We start from the raw sequence: 20289 nt of genomic DNA, 5'->3' as shown, positions 1-20289 counted from the left end.
GTCGAACGTCCATTGAAGTACGATCAGCCGGTTTCGCCGTTGATCATCGGTAGCCTGCTGGAACAACCAGGATCCACATGCATTCAGATAGAACTTCTGCGCTCGCCCCTGCCTCATAAGTAACAAGCCCCTCTTGCGGTCATCCCATGGACCTTGTCATCGCCCGCCCCGAAGGCCTCTATTGCCCCGCCGGGGATTTCTACATTGACCCCTGGCGCCCGGTGGAACGCTCCGTAATCACCCACGCCCATGGCGACCATGCCCGCACCGGCAACACCCACTACCTCGCAGCCGCGCCCGGCGAAGGTATCCTGCGCTCGCGACTGGGGCATGACATCAACCTGCAGACCTTGCCCTACGGCGAACGTCTGGTGCACCACGGGGTAACCTTGAGTTTCCATCCGGCGGGGCATGTACTCGGTTCGGCCCAGGTGCGCCTCGAATATCAGGGCGAAGTCTGGGTAGCGTCCGGCGACTATAAAGTCGAGCCCGATGGCACCTGCGCGCCCTTCGAGCCGGTGCGGTGCCACACGTTTATTACCGAATCCACCTTCGGCCTGCCGATCTACCGCTGGCAGCCGCAGGCGCAGATCTTTGCGGGAATCAACGAGTGGTGGCGTGGGAATATCGCCAACGGCAAAGCCAGCGTGTTGTTCTGTTATTCCTTCGGCAAAGCCCAGCGCATCCTGCATGGCATCGACGCCAGCATCGGCCCGATCCTCTGCCACGGCGCGGTCGAGCCGTTGAACCGGGTGTATCGCGATGCCGGCATCTATATCCCCGAAACCCTGTACGCCGGCGATTTCAAGAAAAACGACCCGCTGCTGCGCCAGGCGCTGATCATCGCGCCGCCCTCCACCGGCGGCGGCACATGGATACGCCGCTTCGGCGATTACAGCGATGCCTTCGCCAGCGGTTGGATGCGCCTGCGCGGCACCCGACGGCGGCGCGGAGTCGATCGCGGTTTTGTCCTGTCGGACCACGCCGACTGGCCGGGCCTGTTGTGGGCCATCGAGCAAACCGGCGCCGAGCGGGTGATGGTGACCCACGGCTCCGTCGGCGTCCTGGTTCGCCATCTGCGTGAAAAAGGCTTGGATGCCCAGGGCTTCACCACCGAATACGGGGACGACGAAGAAGAGGTCTCGGCATGAAGGCCTTCGCCGAGCTGTACGCCAACCTCGACGCCACTACCTCCAGCAACGCCAAGCTTGCCGCTTTGCAAACCTACTTCCGCCAGGCCCCGCCGGCCGACGCCGCGTGGGCGGTGTATTTCCTCTCCGGTGGGCGGCCACGGCAACTGGTGCCGACCCGCCTGCTGCGTGACATGGCCACCGAGGCGTCGGGCATCGAGCCGTGGCTGTTCGAAGAAAGCTACCAATCGGTGGGCGACCTGGCCGAGACAGTTTCCCTGCTGCTGCCGGAATCGCCCTACACCTCGGAGGACGGCCTGGCCGTGTGGCTGGAGGAAAAACTGTTGCCCTTGCGTGGCCTGCCGCCGGCGGAGCTGGCCGAACGCTTGCCGGCGCTGTGGGCGCAACTGGATCAACCGAGCCTGATGGTGTGTATCAAGCTGATCACCGGCAGCTTCCGTGTGGGGGTGTCCAAACTGCTGGTCACCCGCGCCCTCGCGGCGATGGCCGGGTTGGACAGCAAGCGCGTGGCACAAAGGCTGGTGGGCTACACCGATTTGTCCAATCGCCCTACGCCGCAAGGGTATCTGAAGCTGATCGCCGCCGAATCGTCGGACGAACACGCTCAGCGTGGCGGGCAGCCGTATCCGTTTTTTCTGGCCCATGGCCTGGCGCAACCGGTGGAGCAATTCGACACCCTGCTTGGTTCACCCAGCAACTGGCAGGTGGAGTGGAAGTGGGACGGCATTCGCGCGCAAGTGGTCAAGCGCGAGGGCCGCCTGTGGGTCTGGTCCCGAGGCGAGGAGCTGGTGACGGAGCGTTTTCCTGAACTGCACAGCCTGGTGAGCGGCCTGCCCGACGGCACGGTGATCGACGGCGAGATCGTGGTGTGGAAGGACGCAGTGCAACCTTTTGCCCTGCTGCAACAGCGGATCGGTCGCAAGACCCTGAGCAAAAAAGTCCTGGAAGACGCGCCAGTGGCAGTGCTCGCCTATGACCTGCTGGAACACCAGGGTCACGATTGGCGCAACCATCCCCAGGCCGAGCGCCGGGCACAGTTGGAACAGGTGATCGCCCAGTGCAACCAACCCGTGCTGCTGCCTTCGCCGCTGCTGACGGGCGCGACCTGGCAGGATCTGGCGCAGCAGCGCGAGGATTCTCGAAGGTTGGGGGTGGAAGGCATGATGCTCAAGGCACGCGACGGCCTCTACGGCGTGGGCCGCACCAAGGACATGGGCGTGTGGTGGAAATGGAAGGTCGACCCGTTCAGCGTCGACGCGGTGCTGATCTACGCCCAGCGCGGCCACGGGCGGCGCGCCAGCCTTTACAGCGACTACACCTTTGCGGTGTGGGATGGCCCGCCGGGCAGCGAACGCACGCTGGTGCCGTTCGCCAAGGCCTACTCCGGGCTGACCGACGAGGAAATGCGCAAGGTCGATGCCATCGTGCGCAAGACCACCGTGGAAAAATTCGGCCCGGTCAGCAGCGTGACGCCGAGCATGGTGTTCGAGTTGGGGTTTGAGGGCATCGCCCTGTCCAAGCGCCATAAAAGCGGGATTGCGGTACGGTTCCCGCGAATGTTGCGCTGGCGCCAGGATAAAAGTGTGGAAGACGCCGACAACCTCGCGACCTTGCAGGACCTGTTGGCCTGAGACAAATCCCCCAAATGGTGCATTGAAAAATCGGTGCCCATTTTTGGGCATCTCCTACACTCTCGACGCTACCTTCCTACCTTTTAAAACGCTCATTCGGAACTATGGTGCAGAAATTGCTACTTGGGATCCGTCTGACACCGTTCAGTAACAGTCCTAATCGCGCCACAAGCGCTTATCTTGGTTTCAAGGGATTACATAATGAAAAAAGCATTGCTGACCCTTTCTGCACTGGCTCTGTGCATGGCCGCCGGTACCGCGCTGGCCAAGGAATACAAGGAATTGCGTTTTGGTGTCGACCCGTCCTACGCCCCGTTCGAATCCAAGGCGGCCGACGGCAGCCTGGTGGGCTTCGATATCGACTTGGGCAATGCCATCTGCGCCGAGCTGAAGGTCAAGTGCAAGTGGGTCGAAAGCGATTTCGACGGCATGATTCCGGGTCTCAAGGCCAACAAATTCGACGGCGTGATTTCGTCCATGACCGTCACCGATGCCCGCATGAAGGCCATCGACTTCTCTAACGAGCTGTTCTCCGGCCCGACCTCGCTGGTGTTCAAGAAAGGCGCGGGCTACTCCACGCCGGAGTCGCTCAAGGGCAAAACCGTTGGCTACGAGCAAGGCACCATTCAGGAAGCCTACGCCAAGGCCGTACTGGATAAAGCCGGTGTAACCACCAAGGCCTACGCGAACCAGGACCAGGTTTACGCTGACTTGACCTCCGGCCGCCTCGACGCTTCGGTACAAGACATGCTGCAAGCCGAACTGGGCTTTTTGAAGTCGCCGGCCGGCGCCGGCTATGAAGTCAGCGCGGCCATCGACGACCCTTTGCTGCCGTCCAAAACCGCCGTCGGTATCAAAAAAGGTAACACTGAGTTGAAGGCCCTTTTGGATAAAGGTATCAAAGCGTTACACGATGATGGCACCTACGCCACCATTCAGAAGAAACACTTTGGCGATCTGAACCTGTACAGCGGCAAATAATGCCTGGGCGCCCCTGTTTATTCAGGGGCGCTTTTTTATCGCCATAGGTCCCGATTTATGTTCGAAGAACTGTTGCAAACCCTCGGGCTGAGCGCACTCAGCTTGAAGGGTTTCGGCCCGCTGTTGCTGCAAGGCACCTGGATGACCATCAAATTGTCGGTGCTGTCCCTGGCCGTCAGCGTATTGCTGGGGTTGCTCGGCGCCAGCGCCAAACTGTCCAGCCTGCCCTTTCTGCGTATCCCCGCGCAGCTCTACACCACGCTGATCCGCGGCGTACCCGACCTGGTGCTGATGCTGTTGATTTTCTACAGCCTGCAAACCTGGCTCACCGGTCTGACCGACTTGATGGAATGGGAGTACATCGAGATCGACCCATTCAGCGCCGGGGTAATCACCCTGGGCTTTATCTACGGTGCCTACTTCACCGAGACGTTTCGCGGCGCGATTCTCGCCGTACCCCGTGGCCAACTGGAAGCCGCCACCGCCTACGGGCTCAAGCGCGGCCAGCGGTTTCGCTACGTGACTTTCCCGCAGATGATGCGCTTTGCCCTGCCGGGCATCGGCAATAACTGGATGGTGATGCTCAAGGCCACCGCGCTGGTGTCGATCATCGGCCTGGCGGACTTGGTCAAGGCGGCACAGGATGCCGGCAAAAGCACTTATCAGCTGTTCTACTTCCTGGTACTGGCCGCGTTGATCTACCTGTTGATCACCAGTGCCTCCAACTTTGTCCTGCGCCGTCTTGAACGCCGCTACTCCGCTGGCGCCCGGGAGGCCGTGCGATGATCGAACTCCTGCAGGAATACTGGCGCCCGTTTCTGTATAGCGACGGCCAGCACGTCACCGGCCTGGCCATGACCCTGTGGCTGCTCAGCGCCGCACTGGTCATCGGGTTTCTGGTGTCGATCCCGCTGTCCATTGCCCGCGTATCGCGCAACCCGCTGGTGCGCTGGCCGGTGCAGTTCTACACCTACCTGTTTCGCGGCACGCCGCTCTATATACAGCTGCTGATCTGCTACACCGGCATCTACAGCATTGCCGCCGTGCGTGCACAACCGGTGCTGGACGCGTTTTTCCGCGATGCGATGAACTGCACCATCCTGGCCTTTGCCCTCAACACCTGCGCCTACACCACGGAGATCTTCGCCGGCGCGATCCGCAGCATGGCCCACGGCGAGGTCGAAGCCGCCAAGGCCTACGGGCTCAGCGGCTGGAAGCTATATGCCTACGTGATCATGCCCTCGGCGCTGCGCCGGTCGCTGCCGTACTACAGCAACGAAGTGATCCTGATGCTGCACTCGACCACAGTGGCGTTTACCGCGACGATTCCGGACATCCTCAAGGTGGCTCGGGACGCCAACTCGGCCACCTTTATGACCTTTCAGTCATTCGGTATTGCCGCGCTGATCTACCTGACCGTGACCTTCGCCCTGGTCGGCCTGTTTCGCCTGGCGGAGCGGCGTTGGCTGGCGTTTCTCGGCCCCAGCCACTAAGGAGCGTTCATGCGTCATCGGATTCATCAATTGATCGCGCCGGTGCCCGGCACCGCGCGGCAGATCCACAGTTTTCACTTTGGCCCGGAACACAGCCACGGCAAGGTCTACCTCCAGGCGTCGCTGCATGCCGACGAATTGCCGGGCATGCTGGTGGCCTGGCATTTAAAGGCGCGCCTGGCCGAACTGGCCGCCGCCGGGCGCCTGCGCAGCGAAATCGTGTTGGTGCCGGTCGCCAACCCGGCGGGCCTGGAACAGGTGTTGATGGACACCCCGCTGGGCCGCTATGAACTGGAGAGCGGGCAGAACTTCAATCGGCTGTTCGTCGACCTCAGCGACGAGGTAGGCAATCAGGTCCAAGCGTTGCTCGGCGACGATCCGCAGCACAACGTGCGAGTGATCCGTGCCGCCCTGGTCAGCGCCCTGGCCGGGCAAAGCGCAACGACCCAGTTGCAGTCCCAGCGCCTGGTGCTGCAACGCCTGGCCTGCGACGCCGATCTGGTGCTGGACCTGCACTGCGATTTCGAAGCGGTGGCGCATCTGTACACCACACCTGAAGCCTGGCCCCAGGTCGAAGCGTTGGCGCGCTACCTTGGCTCGGAGGCCAACCTGCTGGCCACGGACTCGGGCGGCCAGTCCTTCGACGAATGCTTCAGCCTGGTGTGGTGGCAGTTGCAGCAGCGCTTCGGCGCGCGGTTTCCGATCCCCTTGGGCAGTTTGTCGGTGACCGTCGAACTGCGCGGCCAGGGCGACGTCAACCATGGCCTGGCGAGCCTCGACAGCCAGGCGATCATCGATTATCTGATCCGCTTCGGCGCCATCGCCGGCGACGCACCGCCCCTGCCCGAACTGCCCTACCCGGCCACCCCGCTGGCCGGCGTGGAGCCGGTGGCCACGCCGGTGGGCGGCTTGCTGGTGTTTGCCGCCCTGCCCGGCGAGTACCTGGAAGCCGGGCAATTGCTCGCTGAAATCATCGACCCCATTACCGACCGCGTAACGCCCGTGCGCTGCCGCACGGCCGGCCTGCTTTACGCCCGTTCGCTGCGCCGCATGGCCACTGCCGGGATGGTCATCGGCCATGTCGCAGGCACCGAAGCCTACCGCAGCGGCTATCTACTTTCGCCTTGAGGATGCACGCCCCATGTACAAATTGACCGTTGAAGGCCTGCATAAAAGCTATGGCGACAATGAGGTGCTCAAAGGTGTTTCGCTCAAGGCCAGGACCGGTGACGTGATCAGCCTGATCGGCGCGAGCGGCTCGGGCAAGAGCACCTTTTTGCGTTGCATCAATTTTCTGGAAACGCCCAACGATGGCGCCATGACCCTCGACGGCCAGCCGATCCGCATGGTCAGCGACCGCCACGGCATGCGCGTGGCCGACGACGCCGAACTGCAACGCTTGCGCACGCGGCTGGCGATGGTGTTCCAGCACTTCAACCTGTGGAGCCACATGAGCGTGCTGGAGAACATCACCATGGCTCCGCGCCGGGTGTTGGGCTGCAGTAAGAAGGACGCCGAAGACCGCGCCCGCCGTTACCTGGACAAGGTCGGCCTGCCGGCTCGCGTGGCCGATCAGTACCCGGCGTTTCTCTCCGGCGGGCAGCAACAGCGCGTCGCCATCGCCCGCGCATTGGCGATGGAGCCGGAGGTGATGCTGTTCGACGAGCCCACCTCGGCCCTCGATCCGGAACTGGTGGGCGAAGTGCTGAAGGTGATCCAGGGCCTGGCGGAGGAAGGCCGCACCATGATCATGGTCACGCACGAAATGAGCTTTGCGCGCAAAGTGTCCAGCCAGGTGCTGTTTCTGCACAAAGGCCTGGTGGAGGAGCAAGGCGCGCCGGAAGACGTGCTGGGTAACCCCAAGAGCGAGCGCCTGCAACAGTTCCTGAGCGGTAATTTGAAGTAAACCTTTGTGATGCCTGGGGGGTCTGTGGAATAAGCCCTCCAGAGCGTCAGCCGCCGCATGGCAAAACCCCACGACTTCGCCAGGCAATGGTTCGCCGCCAAAGGCTGGAAACCGTTCGCCTTCCAAAAAGCCGTGTGGACGGCGGTCAAGGAGGGAAATTCCGGCTTGCTGCATGCCAGCACCGGTGCCGGCAAGACTTACGCACTGTGGTTTGCCGCGCTCAATCGCTTCGCCATCACGCGCCCACCGGCCACCGGCAAACGCAAGCCACCGGCCGAGCCGCTGACGGTGTTGTGGATCACGCCGATGCGAGCCCTCGCCGCCGACACCGCGCGCGCCTTGGAAGCGCCGCTGGCGGCGTTGCAAATCCCGTGGAGTGTCGGCCTGCGCACCGGCGACACCAGTAGCGCTGAGCGCGCCCGACAAACCCGTCGCCAGCCGACCACACTGATCACCACCCCGGAAAGCCTGACCCTGATGCTGGCCCGCGCCGACAGCGAAGCCAGCCTGGCCCATGTGCGCATGGTGGTAGTGGATGAATGGCACGAACTGATCGGCAACAAACGTGGGGTGCAGTTGCAACTGGCCCTGGCGCGCTTGCGACGTTGGCAGCCTGAATTGCTGGTGTGGGGGATTTCCGCGACGCTGGGCAATCAATCCCACGCTTTGGAGGTACTGGTCCCACAAGGCGGAGGAATCAATGTGCAGGGGCAAACGGCCAAGGCGCTGCACGTCGATACGCTGTTGCCACCCGTGGCTGAGCGCTTCCCCTGGGCCGGACATATTGGTTTGAAAATGCTGCCGCAGGTGGTGGCCGAGGTGGACACCAGCAGCAGTTGCCTGGTGTTCACCAACACCCGGGCACAGTCGGAAATCTGGTACCAGGCATTGCTCGATGCGCGGCCGGATTGGGCCGGAGTGATAGCCCTTCACCATGGTTCGTTGTCCCGGGAGACGCGCGACTGGGTCGAACGGGCGCTGAAAGACGGGCAACTCAAGGCGGTGGTGTGCACCTCGAGCCTGGACCTGGGGGTGGATTTTCTGCCGGTCGAGCGCGTGCTGCAGATCGGTTCGGCCAAGGGCGTGGCGCGCCTGATGCAGCGCGCCGGGCGCTCCGGCCACGCACCCGGGCGGCCGTCGCGGGTGACGCTGGTGCCGACTCACAGCCTGGAACTGATCGAAGCCGCGGCGGCGCAGGATGCAATTGCCGAGCGACGCATCGAAGCCAGGGAATCTCCTTACAAACCACTGGATGTGCTCGTACAACACTTGGTGAGTATGGCCTTGGGTGGCGGCTTTATGCCCGCATCGTTGCTGGAGGAAGTACGCGGCGCCTGGGCCTATCGCGACCTCACTGACGCCGACTGGGCCTGGGCCCTGGGCTTTGTGCGCCACGGCGGCTTATCACTGACCGCTTACCCGGATTACCGCCGCGTGGAGCCCGACGAGCACGGCATCTGGCGGGTGCCGGATGCACGGTTGGCCAGGCGCCATCGCATGAGCGTGGGCACTATCGTCAGCGATGCGAGCATCCAGCTTAAATTCTGGAGCAAGGGCGGTGGCGGCAAGAACCTGGGCAGTGTGGAAGAAGGCTTTATTGCGCGACTCAAACCGGGGGACGGTTTCCTGTTTGCCGGTCGCTTGTTGGAGCTGGTGCGGGTGGAAAACATGACCGCCTACGTACGCCGCAGTACCGCCAAAAAGGCCGCAGTGCCGCGTTGGAATGGCGGGCGCATGCCCCTTTCCAACGAACTGGCCCAGGCCGTGGTGGAACGCTTCGATGCCGCTGCCCAGGGTCACTTCGACGGCCCGGAGATGCAGGCGGTACAACCACTCCTGCAGACGCAGCTGCGTTGGTCCGGCCTGCCGACCCGCGCGCACTTGCTGGCCGAAGCCCTGAAATCCCGCGAGGGTTGGCACCTGTTCCTTTACCCGTTCGCCGGGCGCCAGGTGCACCTGGGCCTGGCCAGTTTGCTGGCGTGGCGCGTCAGCCAGGGGCAACCCGTTACATTCTCCATCGCGGTCAACGACTATGGCCTGGAATTGCTCAGCGCCACTCCGGTGGATTGGCCCGCGCTGTTGAACGCCCCGCTGCTGAGCCCGGACCGCTTGCTGGAGGACGTCGCCGCCAGCCTGAACGCCGGTGAACTGGCCCTGCGGCGCTTTCGCGAAATCGCGCGCATCGCCGGGCTGGTGTTTGCCGGCTACCCAGGCGCGCCGAAAAGCACCCGGCAAGTGCAGGCCTCCAGCGGCTTGTTCTTTGAAGTGTTCAAGCAGTATGACCCGCACAACCTGTTACTGGCTCAGGCCGGCGAAGAAGTATTGCGCGACGAATTGGACATTCGTCGACTTGAAGCGGCGCTACGGCACCTGTCCACTCTGACACTGGAGCTGCACCTGATTGAACGGCCCACGCCCCTGGCATTTCCGCTACTGGTGGAGCGCATGCGCGAAAGCATGAGCTCGGAAAAACTCTCGGAGCGCATCGCGCGGATGGTCAAGGATTTGGAAAAAGTCGCGGATAACGGAAAAGCTTGATGTATTGGTCAGTTCAATTGGAAGGCGAAGAGTTATGGCTGCTGGCCCAGAAGGCCATCTACTGGCCCGCGCGCCAGTGCTTGCTGGTCGCCGACGCGCATTTTGGCAAGGCATCGGCCTATCGCAGCCTGGGACAGCCGGTGCCCCAAGGCACCACCACCGACAACCTGGCGCGCCTGGACCGAGTGCTGGAGGTATTCGATTGTGCGCAAGTGGTGTTTCTGGGTGACTTCCTGCACGGCCCTGGCTCCCATGCCAGCGGTACGTTGGGCGCGCTGCGGGCGTGGCGCGAACAGCATCGTGACCTGCCGCTGACGTTGATTCGCGGCAATCACGATAAGCGTGCGGGTGACCCGCCTGGCGACCTCGGGATCGACGTGGTGCCAGAACCGCTGTTGATGGGTCCGTTTGCCTTGCAGCACGAACCCGACGCTCATCCCAGCCACCATGTGCTGGCAGGTCATGTGCATCCGGTGTACCGCTTGCGCGGCAAGGGGCGCCAGAGCCTGCGCCTGCCCTGCTTTCAGCTCGGGCCACGGGTCAGCCTGCTACCGGCGTTCGGGGCGTTTACAGGGGGCTATGCGGTCGAGCCGGACGCCGATCACCGAATTCTGGTGATCGGCGATCAGGAGGTATGGCCTGTCAGGTGATGCAGGCCAATCCTAAAGGCTTCAAGCAACGGGCACGGGTGGCGGCTCGTCCGGCAGGGTAGGCTCACCGGGCTCGGTGGGCTCGGTGGGCTGCGGGTAATCCGGCTCAGGTTGGCCGGGGATGCCGCCCGCATAGGCAGGATCGGCCATCAGAGACCATGCCAGAACGCCAATCTGATTGGGTTCAAGGCGAGCGAGTTCTGCGCTGATTCGGGGGTCGATCTTCATAAGGTACTCCTCAAGCGTGGCTCGACACGTTTTACACGTGCCGAGGCAGTACACCCAATAGAGTCACTTTCTTCAGACTAATTCCCTTTGCGTGTCGGAGCTTTCGATCAAGCGCGCGGCAGCGTAACGCCGAGCTGGCCCTGATACTTGCCGCCACGGTCCTTGTATGACACTTCACAGGCCTCGTCGGACTGCAGGAACAGCATCTGCGCCACCCCTTCGTTGGCGTAGATTTTCGCCGGCAACGTGGTGGTGTTGGAGAACTCCAGCGTCACGTGGCCTTCCCATTCCGGCTCAAGGGGGGTCACGTTAACGATAATGCCGCAACGGGCGTAGGTGCTTTTGCCGAGGCAGATGGTCAGCACGTCGCGCGGGATACGAAAGAACTCCACGGTGCGCGCCAGCGCGAACGAGTTCGGCGGGATAATGCACACATCGCTCTTGATATCGACGAAGCTTTTTTCATCGAAGTTTTTCGGATCGACGGTTGCCGAATTGATATTGGTGAACACCTTGAATTCATCGGCGCAACGCACGTCGTAGCCGTAGCTGGACACACCGTACGAAATCAGGCGTTCGGCGCCCTCTCCACGCATCTGGCGCTCGACAAAGGGTTCGATCATGCCGTGCTCTTGCGCCATGCGGCGAATCCACTTGTCCGATTTGATGCTCATGGCGGGTGTCCTGAATAGCGAGGTGGAAAAATTCTGTGAGGCATCTTACCGGGGCCGGCGTTGGGGTTCAAAGGGCGTGGGGGTTTTCTTGATGAATGCGCCTTGGACCTGGAGCCGCAGCCAGCGGGGCCGGGAGCCATCGTGCTGCGTGGGGTGTCGGTAAATACCACCGCCAGTCACGAAAATAGAGAAACCTTCGGAAATACCATTGGCACGTTCCGGAAAAAGGGTTAAGGTGGCGCCACTGTGCTGCTTGTGTCACTGAGAATCTCTACACGATATGTTGAATTTCGATCCAACCATCTCCAAGAATTTTTCCTGCTCTTTGCACTCAGTCTCGGCCAGGGCTTTTCCTGAGTCGCAGTTAACTTTGTCCAAGGAGATACACCATGTCTAATCGCCAAACTGGTACCGTTAAGTGGTTCAACGATGAAAAAGGTTTCGGCTTCATCACTCCACAATCCGGTGACGACCTGTTCGTTCACTTCAAAGCTATCCAATCCGACGGCTTCAAAAGCCTGAAAGAAGGCCAACAGGTTTCTTTCATCGCTACCCGCGGTCAGAAAGGCATGCAAGCTGAAGAAGTTCAAGTTATCTAACTTGTACTGACTTAGTCGAAAAGACCCCGCCCTTAAAAGCGGGGTTTTTTTATGCCTGGGATTTGGTATCCAAACCCACTTGATGCCTGAAATAAAAATGTGGAAGGGGGCTAGCCGCCGATGGCGGGTCAGCAGTCACATTTGCATTGACTGTCACACCGCTATCGGGGGCAAGCCCCTCCCACATTCAGGCATTCAAGCAGACGCTATTGAAACAGCGACTCACTCGACAGGCCATTTTTCTCCAGGATCTCACGCAGGCGCTTGAGCCCTTCAACCTGGATCTGCCGCACCCGCTCGCGGGTCAGACCGATCTCCAGACCTACATCCTCCAAGGTACTGCTCTCATGGCCGCGCAGGCCGAAACGGCGAATCACCACTTCACGCTGCTTGTCCGTAAGTTCAGACAACCACTGGTCAATGCTTTGGGACAGATCATCGTCCTGCAACAGCTCACAAGGGTCTGTAGGGCGATCATCCGTGAGGGTATCCAGCAGGGTTTTATCCGAATCCGGACCCAGCGAGACGTCGACCGAAGACACGCGCTCGTTAAGACCAAGCATGCGCTTGACCTCCGCTACCGGTTTTTCCAGCAGGTTGGCGATTTCTTCGGGTGAGGGTTCATGATCGAGTTTTTGTGTCAGCTCACGCGCCGCCCGCAGGTAGACGTTGAGCTCTTTGACCACATGGATCGGCAACCGGATCGTGCGGGTCTGATTCATGATCGCCCGTTCGATGGTCTGACGAATCCACCAGGTGGCGTAGGTCGAAAAACGGAAGCCGCGTTCAGGATCGAACTTTTCCACTGCTCGAATCAGGCCAAGATTGCCCTCCTCGATCAGGTCCAACAGGGACAGCCCACGATTGACGTAGCGCCGGGCAATTTTCACTACCAGCCGCAGGTTGCTTTCAATCATGCGCTTGCGCCCAGCCGGATCGCCTTTTTGCGACAAGCGCGCAAAATGGACTTCCTCTTCAGGGGTAAGCAGAGGGGAAAAGCCGATTTCATTGAGGTACAGCTGGGTCGCATCAAGCGCCCGGGTGTAATCAATGTATTTGTGTTGCTTTAACGCGGAGGAGTTCTTGGATTTGGTTCGAACTGAAGGTGTAGCAGGTCCCTCATTCGACATCGATTCCATAGCGATGCTGGTCTCCATAAGGAGAACCTCATCGTCGATGTCAAACTCCGGCGCTTCTTTACTGAGAGCCATTGTTATAGTCCTTTGGTGAGTTCGACCTCAAGCTCAAGCGACGCCTTTATCCTTGGCAACGCTGGAGCCTGTTCCTTCTACGCTAGGAACAGGCTGGCAACACATCAACGACGGGGTAGGAATTGCAATGGATCTACAGGCTTCCCTTGACGGCGAATCTCAAAGTGCAGTTTCACCCGGTCCGTACCAGTTGACCCCATTTCGGCAATTGTCTGTCCGACTTTGACCTGCTGTCCCTCCCGAACCAACAGCCTGCGGTTGTGACCGTAAGCACTGACGTAGGTGTCACTGTGTTTGATGATGACGAGTTCGCCGTAACCCCGTAGACCACTCCCGGCGTACACCACTGTCCCATCAGACGCAGCTAAAACAGGCTGTCCCAAATCCCCGGCGATATCAATGCCTTTATTCAAACTACCGTTTGAAGAGAATTTTCCAATCAACACTCCGTTTGAGGGCCATCCCCAACCGGTCGGCGCAGGCCCCGCAGGTGGCAACGGCGCGGGTGCCGGCTTGTTTGCGGGGGTCGGCACCGCCGTTCCCGCAGGCCGCGTAGTGATGGTGGTTTTGCTGGAAGACGAGGCCGAAGATCCAGAGGTTGTCACAACTGTCGTAGGCGCAGAACCGCTACGCCCATCGAAGCGAATGGTCTGGCCTGGATGAATCGTATATGGCACGGGAATATTGTTTCTAGCTGCGAGCGCCTTGTAGTCCCAGCCATAACGGAAGGCAATGGAGAACAACGTATCGCCCTTGCGTACCACGTATTGTCCAGTGGTGACGGTAGGTTTTTGCGGTACCGAGCTGTTGCGGTCAACGACTCGTGCGCCACTGCTTGGCGAGCTGGAGCAGCCGACCAACACGGAACTGAAGACGAGGCCAAGCACCAGTCGCTGAAAACTTGTTTTACTCATACGCTGCGCAAGACCTGTGAGACTCACCCGCCGCTCCCTTTGTGGTGGCTGAACATGGACGCCTGTATCAGGCTGGAAAGATGACGCAAGTATAACTGGGCATTGAAGTTTTACCGGCACGCGTGCGAAACGAATCTTTGAGCGTGCCGAATGTATCCACCCGTCATGCTGACTTGATAGACCCCGCCGTAAGACACATCCGCGCCAGCAGAATTCACTGGCCGCGCAAATAGATCAGGCCAGCGGGCCGTTGAGCAACGGCACAAAGCGCACGGCTCCCAGGATATGCCGGGAAAAGCCTTCATCCTCACGAACGATAAGCATCAGTTGCTGCACTTCGCCGGAGCCGACCGGAATGACCAGGCGCCCACCCGGTGCCAATTGGTCGAGCAGGGCCTGCGGCACGTCGGTGGCCACGGCGGTGACGATGATGCCGTTATACGGCGCCAGCGCCGGCCAGCCTTCCCAGCCGTCCCCCCAACGAAACACCACGTTGCGCAGGTTCAGCTCAACCAGGCGCTCCTTGGCGCGGTCCTGCAACACCTTGATGCGCTCCACCGAAAACACCCGTTCCACCAACTGCGACAGCACCGCCGTCTGGTAACCGGAACCGGTGCCGATTTCCAGCACCTTGTCCAACGGGCCCGCCGCCAACAGCAGCTCGCTCATGCGCGCCACCATGTACGGCTGGGAAATCGTCTGGTTATGCCCGATGGGCAGCGCGGTGTCTTCATAGGCGCGATGGGCCAGGGCCTCATCGACAAACAGGTGCCGCGGCGTGCGCCGGATCACTTCCAGCACTTGGGCGTTGGACAGCCCCTCTTCGTAGAGACGCTGGATCAGCCGCTCGCGGGTACGCTGGGAGGTCATGCCGATGCCGCGACGCAATAGATCGTCTTGTTCACGTGCCATCAGCGCAACCCCTCCAGCCAGCCATCGAGACCACTGAAGGCATCACTGAAGGTGCGATCGAGTTGCAACGGTGTAATCGACACATAACCTTGCATTACCGCGTGAAAATCCGTGCCGGGGCCGCCATCTTCGGCGTCGCCGGCGGCCGCGATCCAATAACCCTCCCTGCCACGCGGGTCCACCACCTTCAACGGCGCCGCCGCGCGGGCGCGGTGGCCCAGGCGCGTGAGCTGGATACCACGAATATGGTCCAACGGCAGGTTGGGAACGTTGACGTTCAGCACCGTGCGCGGCGGCAGGTCCAGGGAAGCGTGGGCCTCCACCATCAGGCGCGCAAAATGCGCGGCGGTCGGCAGGTTGTCGAGCTGGCGTGAGGCGAAGGAGAAGGCGAACGAGGTACGCCCCAGGAAACGCCCTTCCAGGGCAGCGGCCACGGTGCCGGAATACAGCACGTCATCGCCCAGGTTGGCGCCGAGGTTGATGCCCGACACCACCAGATCCGGCTCCTGCTCCAACAGGCTGTTGATCGCCAGGTGTACGCAGTCGGTAGGGGTGCCGTTCACGCTGATAAAGCCATTGGCCAGAACCTGCGGGTGCAGGGGACGGTCGAGCGTCAGCGAACTGCTGGCGCCGCTCCTGTCCTGGTCGGGGGCGACCACTATGCACTCGGCGTAATCCTGCAGCGCGGCATGGAGCGCGGCAAGGCCGGGTGCGGTGGCACCGTCATCGTTTGATATCAGAATACGCATGGGCTGTCCGTCTGCCCCACCGGCACCAGATCAACAAGCTCGCGCACCAAGACAGTGGCGAAGCATCCGGCCGGCAGGACGAATTCCAATTGCAGAATGTCAGGCCGGGGATAATGCCACGTCAACCCGCTAATGGGCAGTCGAAGAATGCGACGTTCCTGGCTCATGCCCGCCTTGACCAGCCAATCGCGCAGGTCGGCCTCACTGGCGGCGACCGCCTGTTCCAGCTCGAAGGTGGCACCCGCGGCAGGTGAATCGCCCTCGCCCCACTGCGGCCCCGTCGGGTGCAGGTCCAGGATCGCCAGGCGCGGATCGCTGCACTCGGCTTCACCGGCCGGAAAAAAACTGCGGCTGTCGGTAAAGGCGAGCAAATCGCCCACCTGGGCGCGCTGCCAGGAGCCGTCGGCGACTCGCGCCGCCAGGACTTTGTTGAACAGGAAACTGCGCGCGGTGGACAGCAGCCGCGAGCGCACATTGCGCTGCTCGGGCAAGGCCTTGCGCGCCGCCCAGTCGCGAGCGTCGACGACGTTGCCACCGTTATGCCCAAAGCGCTGGGTACCGAAATAGTTGGGGATGCCGTGCTTGGCGATCTGCTGCAAGCGGGCGTCGATCGCGGCGGTATCCGCGGCCAATTGAGTCAGACGCAAGGTGAAGCCGTTGGCCGAATGCGCGCCGCGCTGCAGCTTGCGTTTATGGCGCGCGGTTTTGAGGATGGTGAGGCTGTCGTTTTGCGCCGCGCTCATGTCCGGGTCGGCCTTGCCCGGCAATTGCACGCTGAACCACTGTCGGGTCAGCGCCTGGCGATCCTTGAGTCCGGCATAGCTGACAGTGCGCAACGGCACGCCGGCCGCCTTGGCTATCCGCCGCGCCGCCTCTTCGGTGTTCAAGCCGCGCTTTTCCACCCACAGCCACAGGTGCTCGCCCTCGCCGGTCAGCGGGATGTCGAGCACTTCGTCCACTTGGAAGTCTTCGGCCGTGGCTTTCAGTACCGCGCTGCCCAGCGCTTCGCCATAGGCCCGCGGGCCCAGCAGTTGCAGGTCAGTCATGCGCGCAGCAACAAGGCGACGGAGTGCACCGCGATGCCCTCTTCACGACCGGTGAACCCGAGTTTTTCGGTGGTGGTGGCTTTCACGTTGACTTGATCCACTTCAATTTGCAGGTCTGCGGCTATCAGTGCACGCATCGATTCGATATGGGGCGCCATTTTCGGTGCCTGGGCGACAATGGTGTTATCGACATTGCCGACCTTCCAGCCTTTGGCATGGATCAGGCCGACCACATGGCGCAGCAGCACGCGGCTGTCGGCGCCCTTGAAAGTGGGGTCGGTGTCTGGGAAGTGCTTGCCGATATCACCCAATGCCGCCGCGCCGAGCAATGCATCGCTCAAGGCATGCAGGACGACATCGCCGTCGGAATGCGCCAGCAATCCGTGGTGGTGCGCAATGCGCACACCGCCCAGGGTAATGAAATCGCCCTCAGCGAAACGGTGCACATCGTAGCCGTGGCCAATACGCATAAAAAAACGCCCCGATTTAATTCAGGGCGTGATTCTACCTACTTTTTTCTCACATTAACCGAGCAAAGCACGTGCGTGATGCCGCAAATGATCTTCGATGAAGCTGGCAATGAAAAAGTAGCTGTGGTCGTAGCCTGGTTGCAGGCGCAGTTCCAGCGGATGGTTGGCCGCCTTCGCGGCCTGGCGCAGCGCTTCAGGCTTGAGCTGCACGGCGAGGAAATCGTCGCGATCGCCTTGATCCACCAGTAATGGAAGTTTGTGCGAGGTTTCGCTGATCAGCACGCAGGCATCCCACTCACGCCATTTGGAACGTTCTTCGCCCAGGTAGCGGGAAAAGGCTTTCTGGCCCCATGGGCAGTCCATGGGGTTGCTGATCGGCGAAAAAGCCGACACTGAAAGGTAACGCTCCGGGTTGCGCAACGCACACACCAATGCGCCATGTCCGCCCATGGAGTGGCCGCTGATGCCGCGCTTATCGGACGCCGGGAAGTGTGCCTCCACCAACGCCGGCAATTCCTGCACCACGTAGTCATGCATCCGATAGTGCTTGGCCCAGGGTTCCTGGGTGGCGTTCAGGTAGAAGCCGGCGCCGAGGCCGAAGTCCCAGGCGTTGTCAGGATCACCCGGCACGCCGGGGCCGCGGGGGCTGGTGTCCGGCGCCACGATGATCAACCCCAGTTCCGCCGCCATGCGCTGGGCACCGGCTTTGTGCATGAAGTTCTCATCGGTGCAGGTCAGGCCGGACAGCCAGTACAGCACCGGCAGCTTGCCGCCCTGCTCCGCTTGCGGCGGCAGGTAGACGGCGAAGGTCATGTCGCAACCGAGCACGTGGGAATTGTGTTTGTAGCGTTTGTGCCAGCCGCCAAAACTCTTCTGGCAGGAGATATTTTCCAGGGTCATGGGAGTGCTCCCAGCTGCAAGTGGCAAGCTTCAAACGGCAAGTAAGGCGTGCACCCACTTGCTGCTGATAGCTTGCCGCTCGCCGCTGCTTCAAAAGTGAATGACGGTACGAATGCTCTTGCCTTCATGCATCAGGTCAAACGCTTTGTTGATATCTTCCAGGCCCATGGTGTGGGTGATGAAGGTATCCAGCGGGATTTCGCCGGTCTGGGCCATTTCCACGTAGCTTGGCAATTCGCTGCGACCGCGTACGCCGCCAAACGCCGAACCGCGCCAGACGCGACCGGTGACCAGTTGGAACGGACGGGTAGCGATTTCCTGGCCGGCCCCGGCTACGCCGATGATCACCGATTCGCCCCAGCCTTTGTGGCAGCACTCAAGCGCGGCCCGCATCAATTGGACATTGCCGATGCACTCGAAGGAAAAATCCACGCCGCCATCCGTCAGGTCGACGATCACGTCCTGGATCGGGCGGTCGTAGTCTTTCGGGTTAATGCAGTCGGTTGCACCCAGTTGCTTGGCGATTTCGAACTTGGCCGGGTTAATGTCGATGGCGATGATACGTCCGGCCTTGGCCTTGACCGCCCCGATCACTGCAGACAGGCCAATGCCCCCCAGGCCGAAGATGGCCACGGTGTCGCCTGGCTTGACCTTGGCGGTGTTGATCACCGCACCGATACCGGTGGTGACGCCGCAACCGAGCAGGCAGACCTTTTCCAACGGTGCCTCTTTAGGAATCTTGGCCACGGAAATTTCCGGGAGCACGGTGTACTCGGAAAACGTCGAGGTGCCCATGTAGTGGAAAATCGGCTGCCCTTTGTAGGAGAAACGCGTAGTGCCATCGGGCATCAAGCCTTTGCCCTGGGTGGCGCGAATGGCCTGGCACAGGTTGGTCTTGCCCGAGCGACAGAATTTGCACTGGCCGCATTCCGGGGTGTACAGCGGGATCACATGGTCACCCACCGCTACTGAAGTCACGCCCTCGCCGATGGCCTCGACCACCGCACCGCCTTCATGGCCAAGGATGGACGGGAAAATGCCTTCCGGGTCGGCGCCCGACAGCGTATAGGCGTCGGTATGGCACACGCCGGACGCGACCACGCGCAACAGTACTTCGCCGGCCTTTGGCATGGCGACATCCACTTCTACGATCTCAAGGGGTTTCTTGGCTTCGAAGGCTACGGCGGCGCGGGACTTGATCATCCGGAAATCTCCATCGGGTTGAAAACTGAAGCGATGAGTGTAAAACATGACCGGCTGATTAATAATCCGGCCAAAAGCAAAACTTTATTGCTGTACAGGGATAATCGCCATGCAGGACAACCGCTGGGAAGGCATTGATGAGTTCGTCGCGGTCGCCGAATGCAACCAGTTCACCGCCGCCGCCGAACGCCTGGGGGTTTCGTCGTCCCATATCAGCCGGCAAGTTGCGCGCCTGGAAGACCGGCTGCAGACGCGGCTGCTCTACCGAAGCACCCGCAAGGTCACACTGACAGAGGCCGGTCAGACCTTTCTGCAACACTGCCAGCGCCTGCAGGATGGACGCGAAGAAGCCTTGCGCGCGGTGGGCGACCTGACCAGCGAACCCAAGGGCATGTTGCGCATGACCTGTGCCGTGGCTTACGGCGAGCGTTTTATCGTGCCATTGGTGACGCGATTCATGGGGCTTTATCCGCAACTGCGGGTGGATATCGAGCTGAGCAACCGCCAACTGGATCTGGTGCACGAAGGCCTCGATCTGGCGATTCGCCTGGGGCGCCTGCAAGACTCAAGCATGGTCGCCAGCCGCCTCGCGCCTCGGCGAATGTACCTGTGTGCGTCACCGTCCTACCTGGCCCGGTACGGCCGGCCGCATAGCTTGTCGGAATTGAGTCGGCACAATTGCCTGATCGGCAGCTCGGACATCTGGCAACTGGCCCAGGACGGGCGCGAATTTTCCCAACGGGTACAGGGAAACTGGCGCTGCAACAGTGGGCAAGCCGTGTTGGATGCGGCGCTGCAAGGGGTCGGGTTGTGCCAACTGCCGGACTATTACGTGCTGGAGCACTTGCACAGCGGCGCGTTGGTGTCGCTGCTGGAGGCGCATCAACCACCGAATACCGCGGTGTGGGCGCTGTATCCGCAGCAACGACATTTGTCGCCAAAGGTCAGGAAGTTGGTGGATTTTTTGAAGGAGGGGTTGGCCGAGCGGCCGGAGTACAGCGGTTGAGTATTGGGTGTCCGGGCGGGCCTCATT

The 20289-nt window shown here is 61.2% G+C and carries 21 protein-coding genes; 11 read left to right on the top strand and 10 right to left on the bottom strand.

The annotated features are described in order from the left end of the window. Positions 1–146 precede the first annotated feature (146 nt). The 9 genes from G7025_RS11875 to pdeM all read left to right on the top strand — a co-directional run bounded on the left by G7025_RS11875 (position 147) and on the right by pdeM (position 10350). Positions 147–1151, top strand: coding sequence for a ligase-associated DNA damage response exonuclease (locus G7025_RS11875; RefSeq protein ID WP_181079339.1), 1005 nt, complete (start codon positions 147–149; stop codon positions 1149–1151). Further along, positions 1148–2782, top strand: coding sequence for an ATP-dependent DNA ligase (locus G7025_RS11870; RefSeq protein WP_181079337.1), 1635 nt, complete (start codon positions 1148–1150; stop codon positions 2780–2782). The genes G7025_RS11875 and G7025_RS11870 overlap by 4 nt, the downstream gene beginning before the upstream one ends. A 201-nt stretch (positions 2783–2983) precedes the next feature. Continuing rightward, a complete protein-coding gene (locus tag G7025_RS11865) occupies positions 2984–3763 on the top strand; it encodes a transporter substrate-binding domain-containing protein (RefSeq protein ID WP_181079334.1) in 780 nt (259 codons plus the stop codon). A 57-nt stretch (positions 3764–3820) separates the two neighbouring features. Further along, entirely contained in the window at positions 3821–4549 is a 729-nt protein-coding gene (locus G7025_RS11860; protein WP_181079331.1) for an ABC transporter permease, read from the top strand. Beyond that, complete coding sequence (locus G7025_RS11855) at positions 4546–5256, top strand: ABC transporter permease (protein WP_181079329.1); 711 nt, start codon at positions 4546–4548, stop codon at positions 5254–5256. The genes G7025_RS11860 and G7025_RS11855 overlap by 4 nt, the downstream gene beginning before the upstream one ends. A gap of 9 nt (positions 5257–5265) precedes the next feature. Further along, positions 5266–6384, top strand: a complete 1119-nt coding sequence (locus G7025_RS11850; protein WP_181079326.1) for a succinylglutamate desuccinylase/aspartoacylase family protein — start codon at positions 5266–5268, stop codon at positions 6382–6384. 13 nt (positions 6385–6397) lie between these two features. Beyond that, on the top strand, positions 6398–7162 hold the full coding sequence (locus tag G7025_RS11845) for an ABC transporter ATP-binding protein (RefSeq protein ID WP_016973168.1): 765 nt from the start codon (positions 6398–6400) through the stop codon (positions 7160–7162). A 57-nt stretch (positions 7163–7219) separates the two neighbouring features. Continuing rightward, positions 7220–9700 (top strand): ligase-associated DNA damage response DEXH box helicase, encoded by a 2481-nt coding sequence (locus tag G7025_RS11840; protein ID WP_181079323.1) that lies wholly within the window; start codon positions 7220–7222, stop codon positions 9698–9700. After that, entirely contained in the window at positions 9700–10350 is a 651-nt protein-coding gene (pdeM, locus tag G7025_RS11835; RefSeq protein ID WP_181079320.1) for a ligase-associated DNA damage response endonuclease PdeM, read from the top strand. Before G7025_RS11840 ends, pdeM begins: the two co-directional genes overlap by 1 nt. A gap of 21 nt (positions 10351–10371) precedes the next feature. Here the strand turns inward: pdeM and G7025_RS11830 are convergent, their stop codons facing one another. Together G7025_RS11830 and dcd are read right to left on the bottom strand one after the other, a co-directional pair. Continuing rightward, positions 10372–10578: a hypothetical protein gene (locus G7025_RS11830; protein WP_181079317.1), complete on the bottom strand. Its 207-nt coding sequence runs from the start codon at positions 10576–10578 to the stop codon at positions 10372–10374. Positions 10579–10685: 107 nt separating this feature from the next. Further along, positions 10686–11252 carry a dCTP deaminase gene (dcd, locus tag G7025_RS11825; RefSeq protein ID WP_034096266.1) on the bottom strand — a complete coding sequence of 189 codons (567 nt, stop codon included), beginning with the start codon at positions 11250–11252 and terminating at the stop codon, positions 10686–10688. A 389-nt stretch (positions 11253–11641) separates the two neighbouring features. On the opposite strand from dcd, the gene G7025_RS11820 reads away from it, so the two are divergent. Beyond that, entirely contained in the window at positions 11642–11851 is a 210-nt protein-coding gene (locus G7025_RS11820) for a cold-shock protein (protein ID WP_002554837.1), read from the top strand. 206 nt (positions 11852–12057) lie between these two features. On the opposite strand, the gene rpoS is transcribed toward G7025_RS11820, so the two are convergent. From rpoS to G7025_RS11780, 8 genes are all read right to left on the bottom strand, one after another. Then, the gene (rpoS, locus tag G7025_RS11815; protein WP_181079314.1) at positions 12058–13062 is read right to left on the bottom strand and encodes an RNA polymerase sigma factor RpoS; all 1005 of its coding nucleotides are present in this window, start codon (positions 13060–13062) and stop codon (positions 12058–12060) included. A 104-nt stretch (positions 13063–13166) separates the two neighbouring features. Next, entirely contained in the window at positions 13167–14003 is an 837-nt protein-coding gene (locus tag G7025_RS11810) for a peptidoglycan DD-metalloendopeptidase family protein (protein WP_181079312.1), read from the bottom strand. 207 nt (positions 14004–14210) lie between these two features. Further along, positions 14211–14846, bottom strand: coding sequence for a protein-L-isoaspartate(D-aspartate) O-methyltransferase (locus tag G7025_RS11805; RefSeq protein ID WP_181079416.1), 636 nt, complete (start codon positions 14844–14846; stop codon positions 14211–14213). Positions 14847–14887: 41 nt separating this feature from the next. Beyond that, positions 14888–15637, bottom strand: coding sequence for a 5'/3'-nucleotidase SurE (surE, locus tag G7025_RS11800; RefSeq protein ID WP_181079309.1), 750 nt, complete (start codon positions 15635–15637; stop codon positions 14888–14890). Further along, positions 15625–16683, bottom strand: coding sequence for a tRNA pseudouridine(13) synthase TruD (gene truD, locus G7025_RS11795; protein ID WP_181079306.1), 1059 nt, complete (start codon positions 16681–16683; stop codon positions 15625–15627). The genes surE and truD overlap by 13 nt, the downstream gene beginning before the upstream one ends. After that, entirely contained in the window at positions 16680–17153 is a 474-nt protein-coding gene (gene ispF, locus G7025_RS11790) for a 2-C-methyl-D-erythritol 2,4-cyclodiphosphate synthase (RefSeq protein WP_124385465.1), read from the bottom strand. Before ispF ends, truD begins: the two co-directional genes overlap by 4 nt. Before the next feature lie 54 nt (positions 17154–17207). Next, positions 17208–18053, bottom strand: a complete 846-nt coding sequence (gene fghA, locus G7025_RS11785) for an S-formylglutathione hydrolase (RefSeq protein ID WP_181079304.1) — start codon at positions 18051–18053, stop codon at positions 17208–17210. Positions 18054–18143: 90 nt separating this feature from the next. Then, positions 18144–19256 (bottom strand): S-(hydroxymethyl)glutathione dehydrogenase/class III alcohol dehydrogenase, encoded by a 1113-nt coding sequence (locus G7025_RS11780; RefSeq protein WP_181079301.1) that lies wholly within the window; start codon positions 19254–19256, stop codon positions 18144–18146. Between the two features lie 109 nt (positions 19257–19365). Here G7025_RS11780 and G7025_RS11775 point away from each other — a divergent pair, with 109 nt between their 5' ends. Beyond that, on the top strand, positions 19366–20262 hold the full coding sequence (locus G7025_RS11775; protein WP_181079298.1) for a LysR substrate-binding domain-containing protein: 897 nt from the start codon (positions 19366–19368) through the stop codon (positions 20260–20262). Positions 20263–20289 lie beyond the last annotated feature (27 nt).

The sequence above is a fragment of the Pseudomonas lurida genome, assembly GCF_013522705.1.
Lineage (GTDB): Bacteria > Pseudomonadota > Gammaproteobacteria > Pseudomonadales > Pseudomonadaceae > Aquipseudomonas > Aquipseudomonas quebecensis.
Note: the sequence above shows the minus strand (reverse complement) of the source record. Positions and strands in the feature narration are given on the sequence as shown.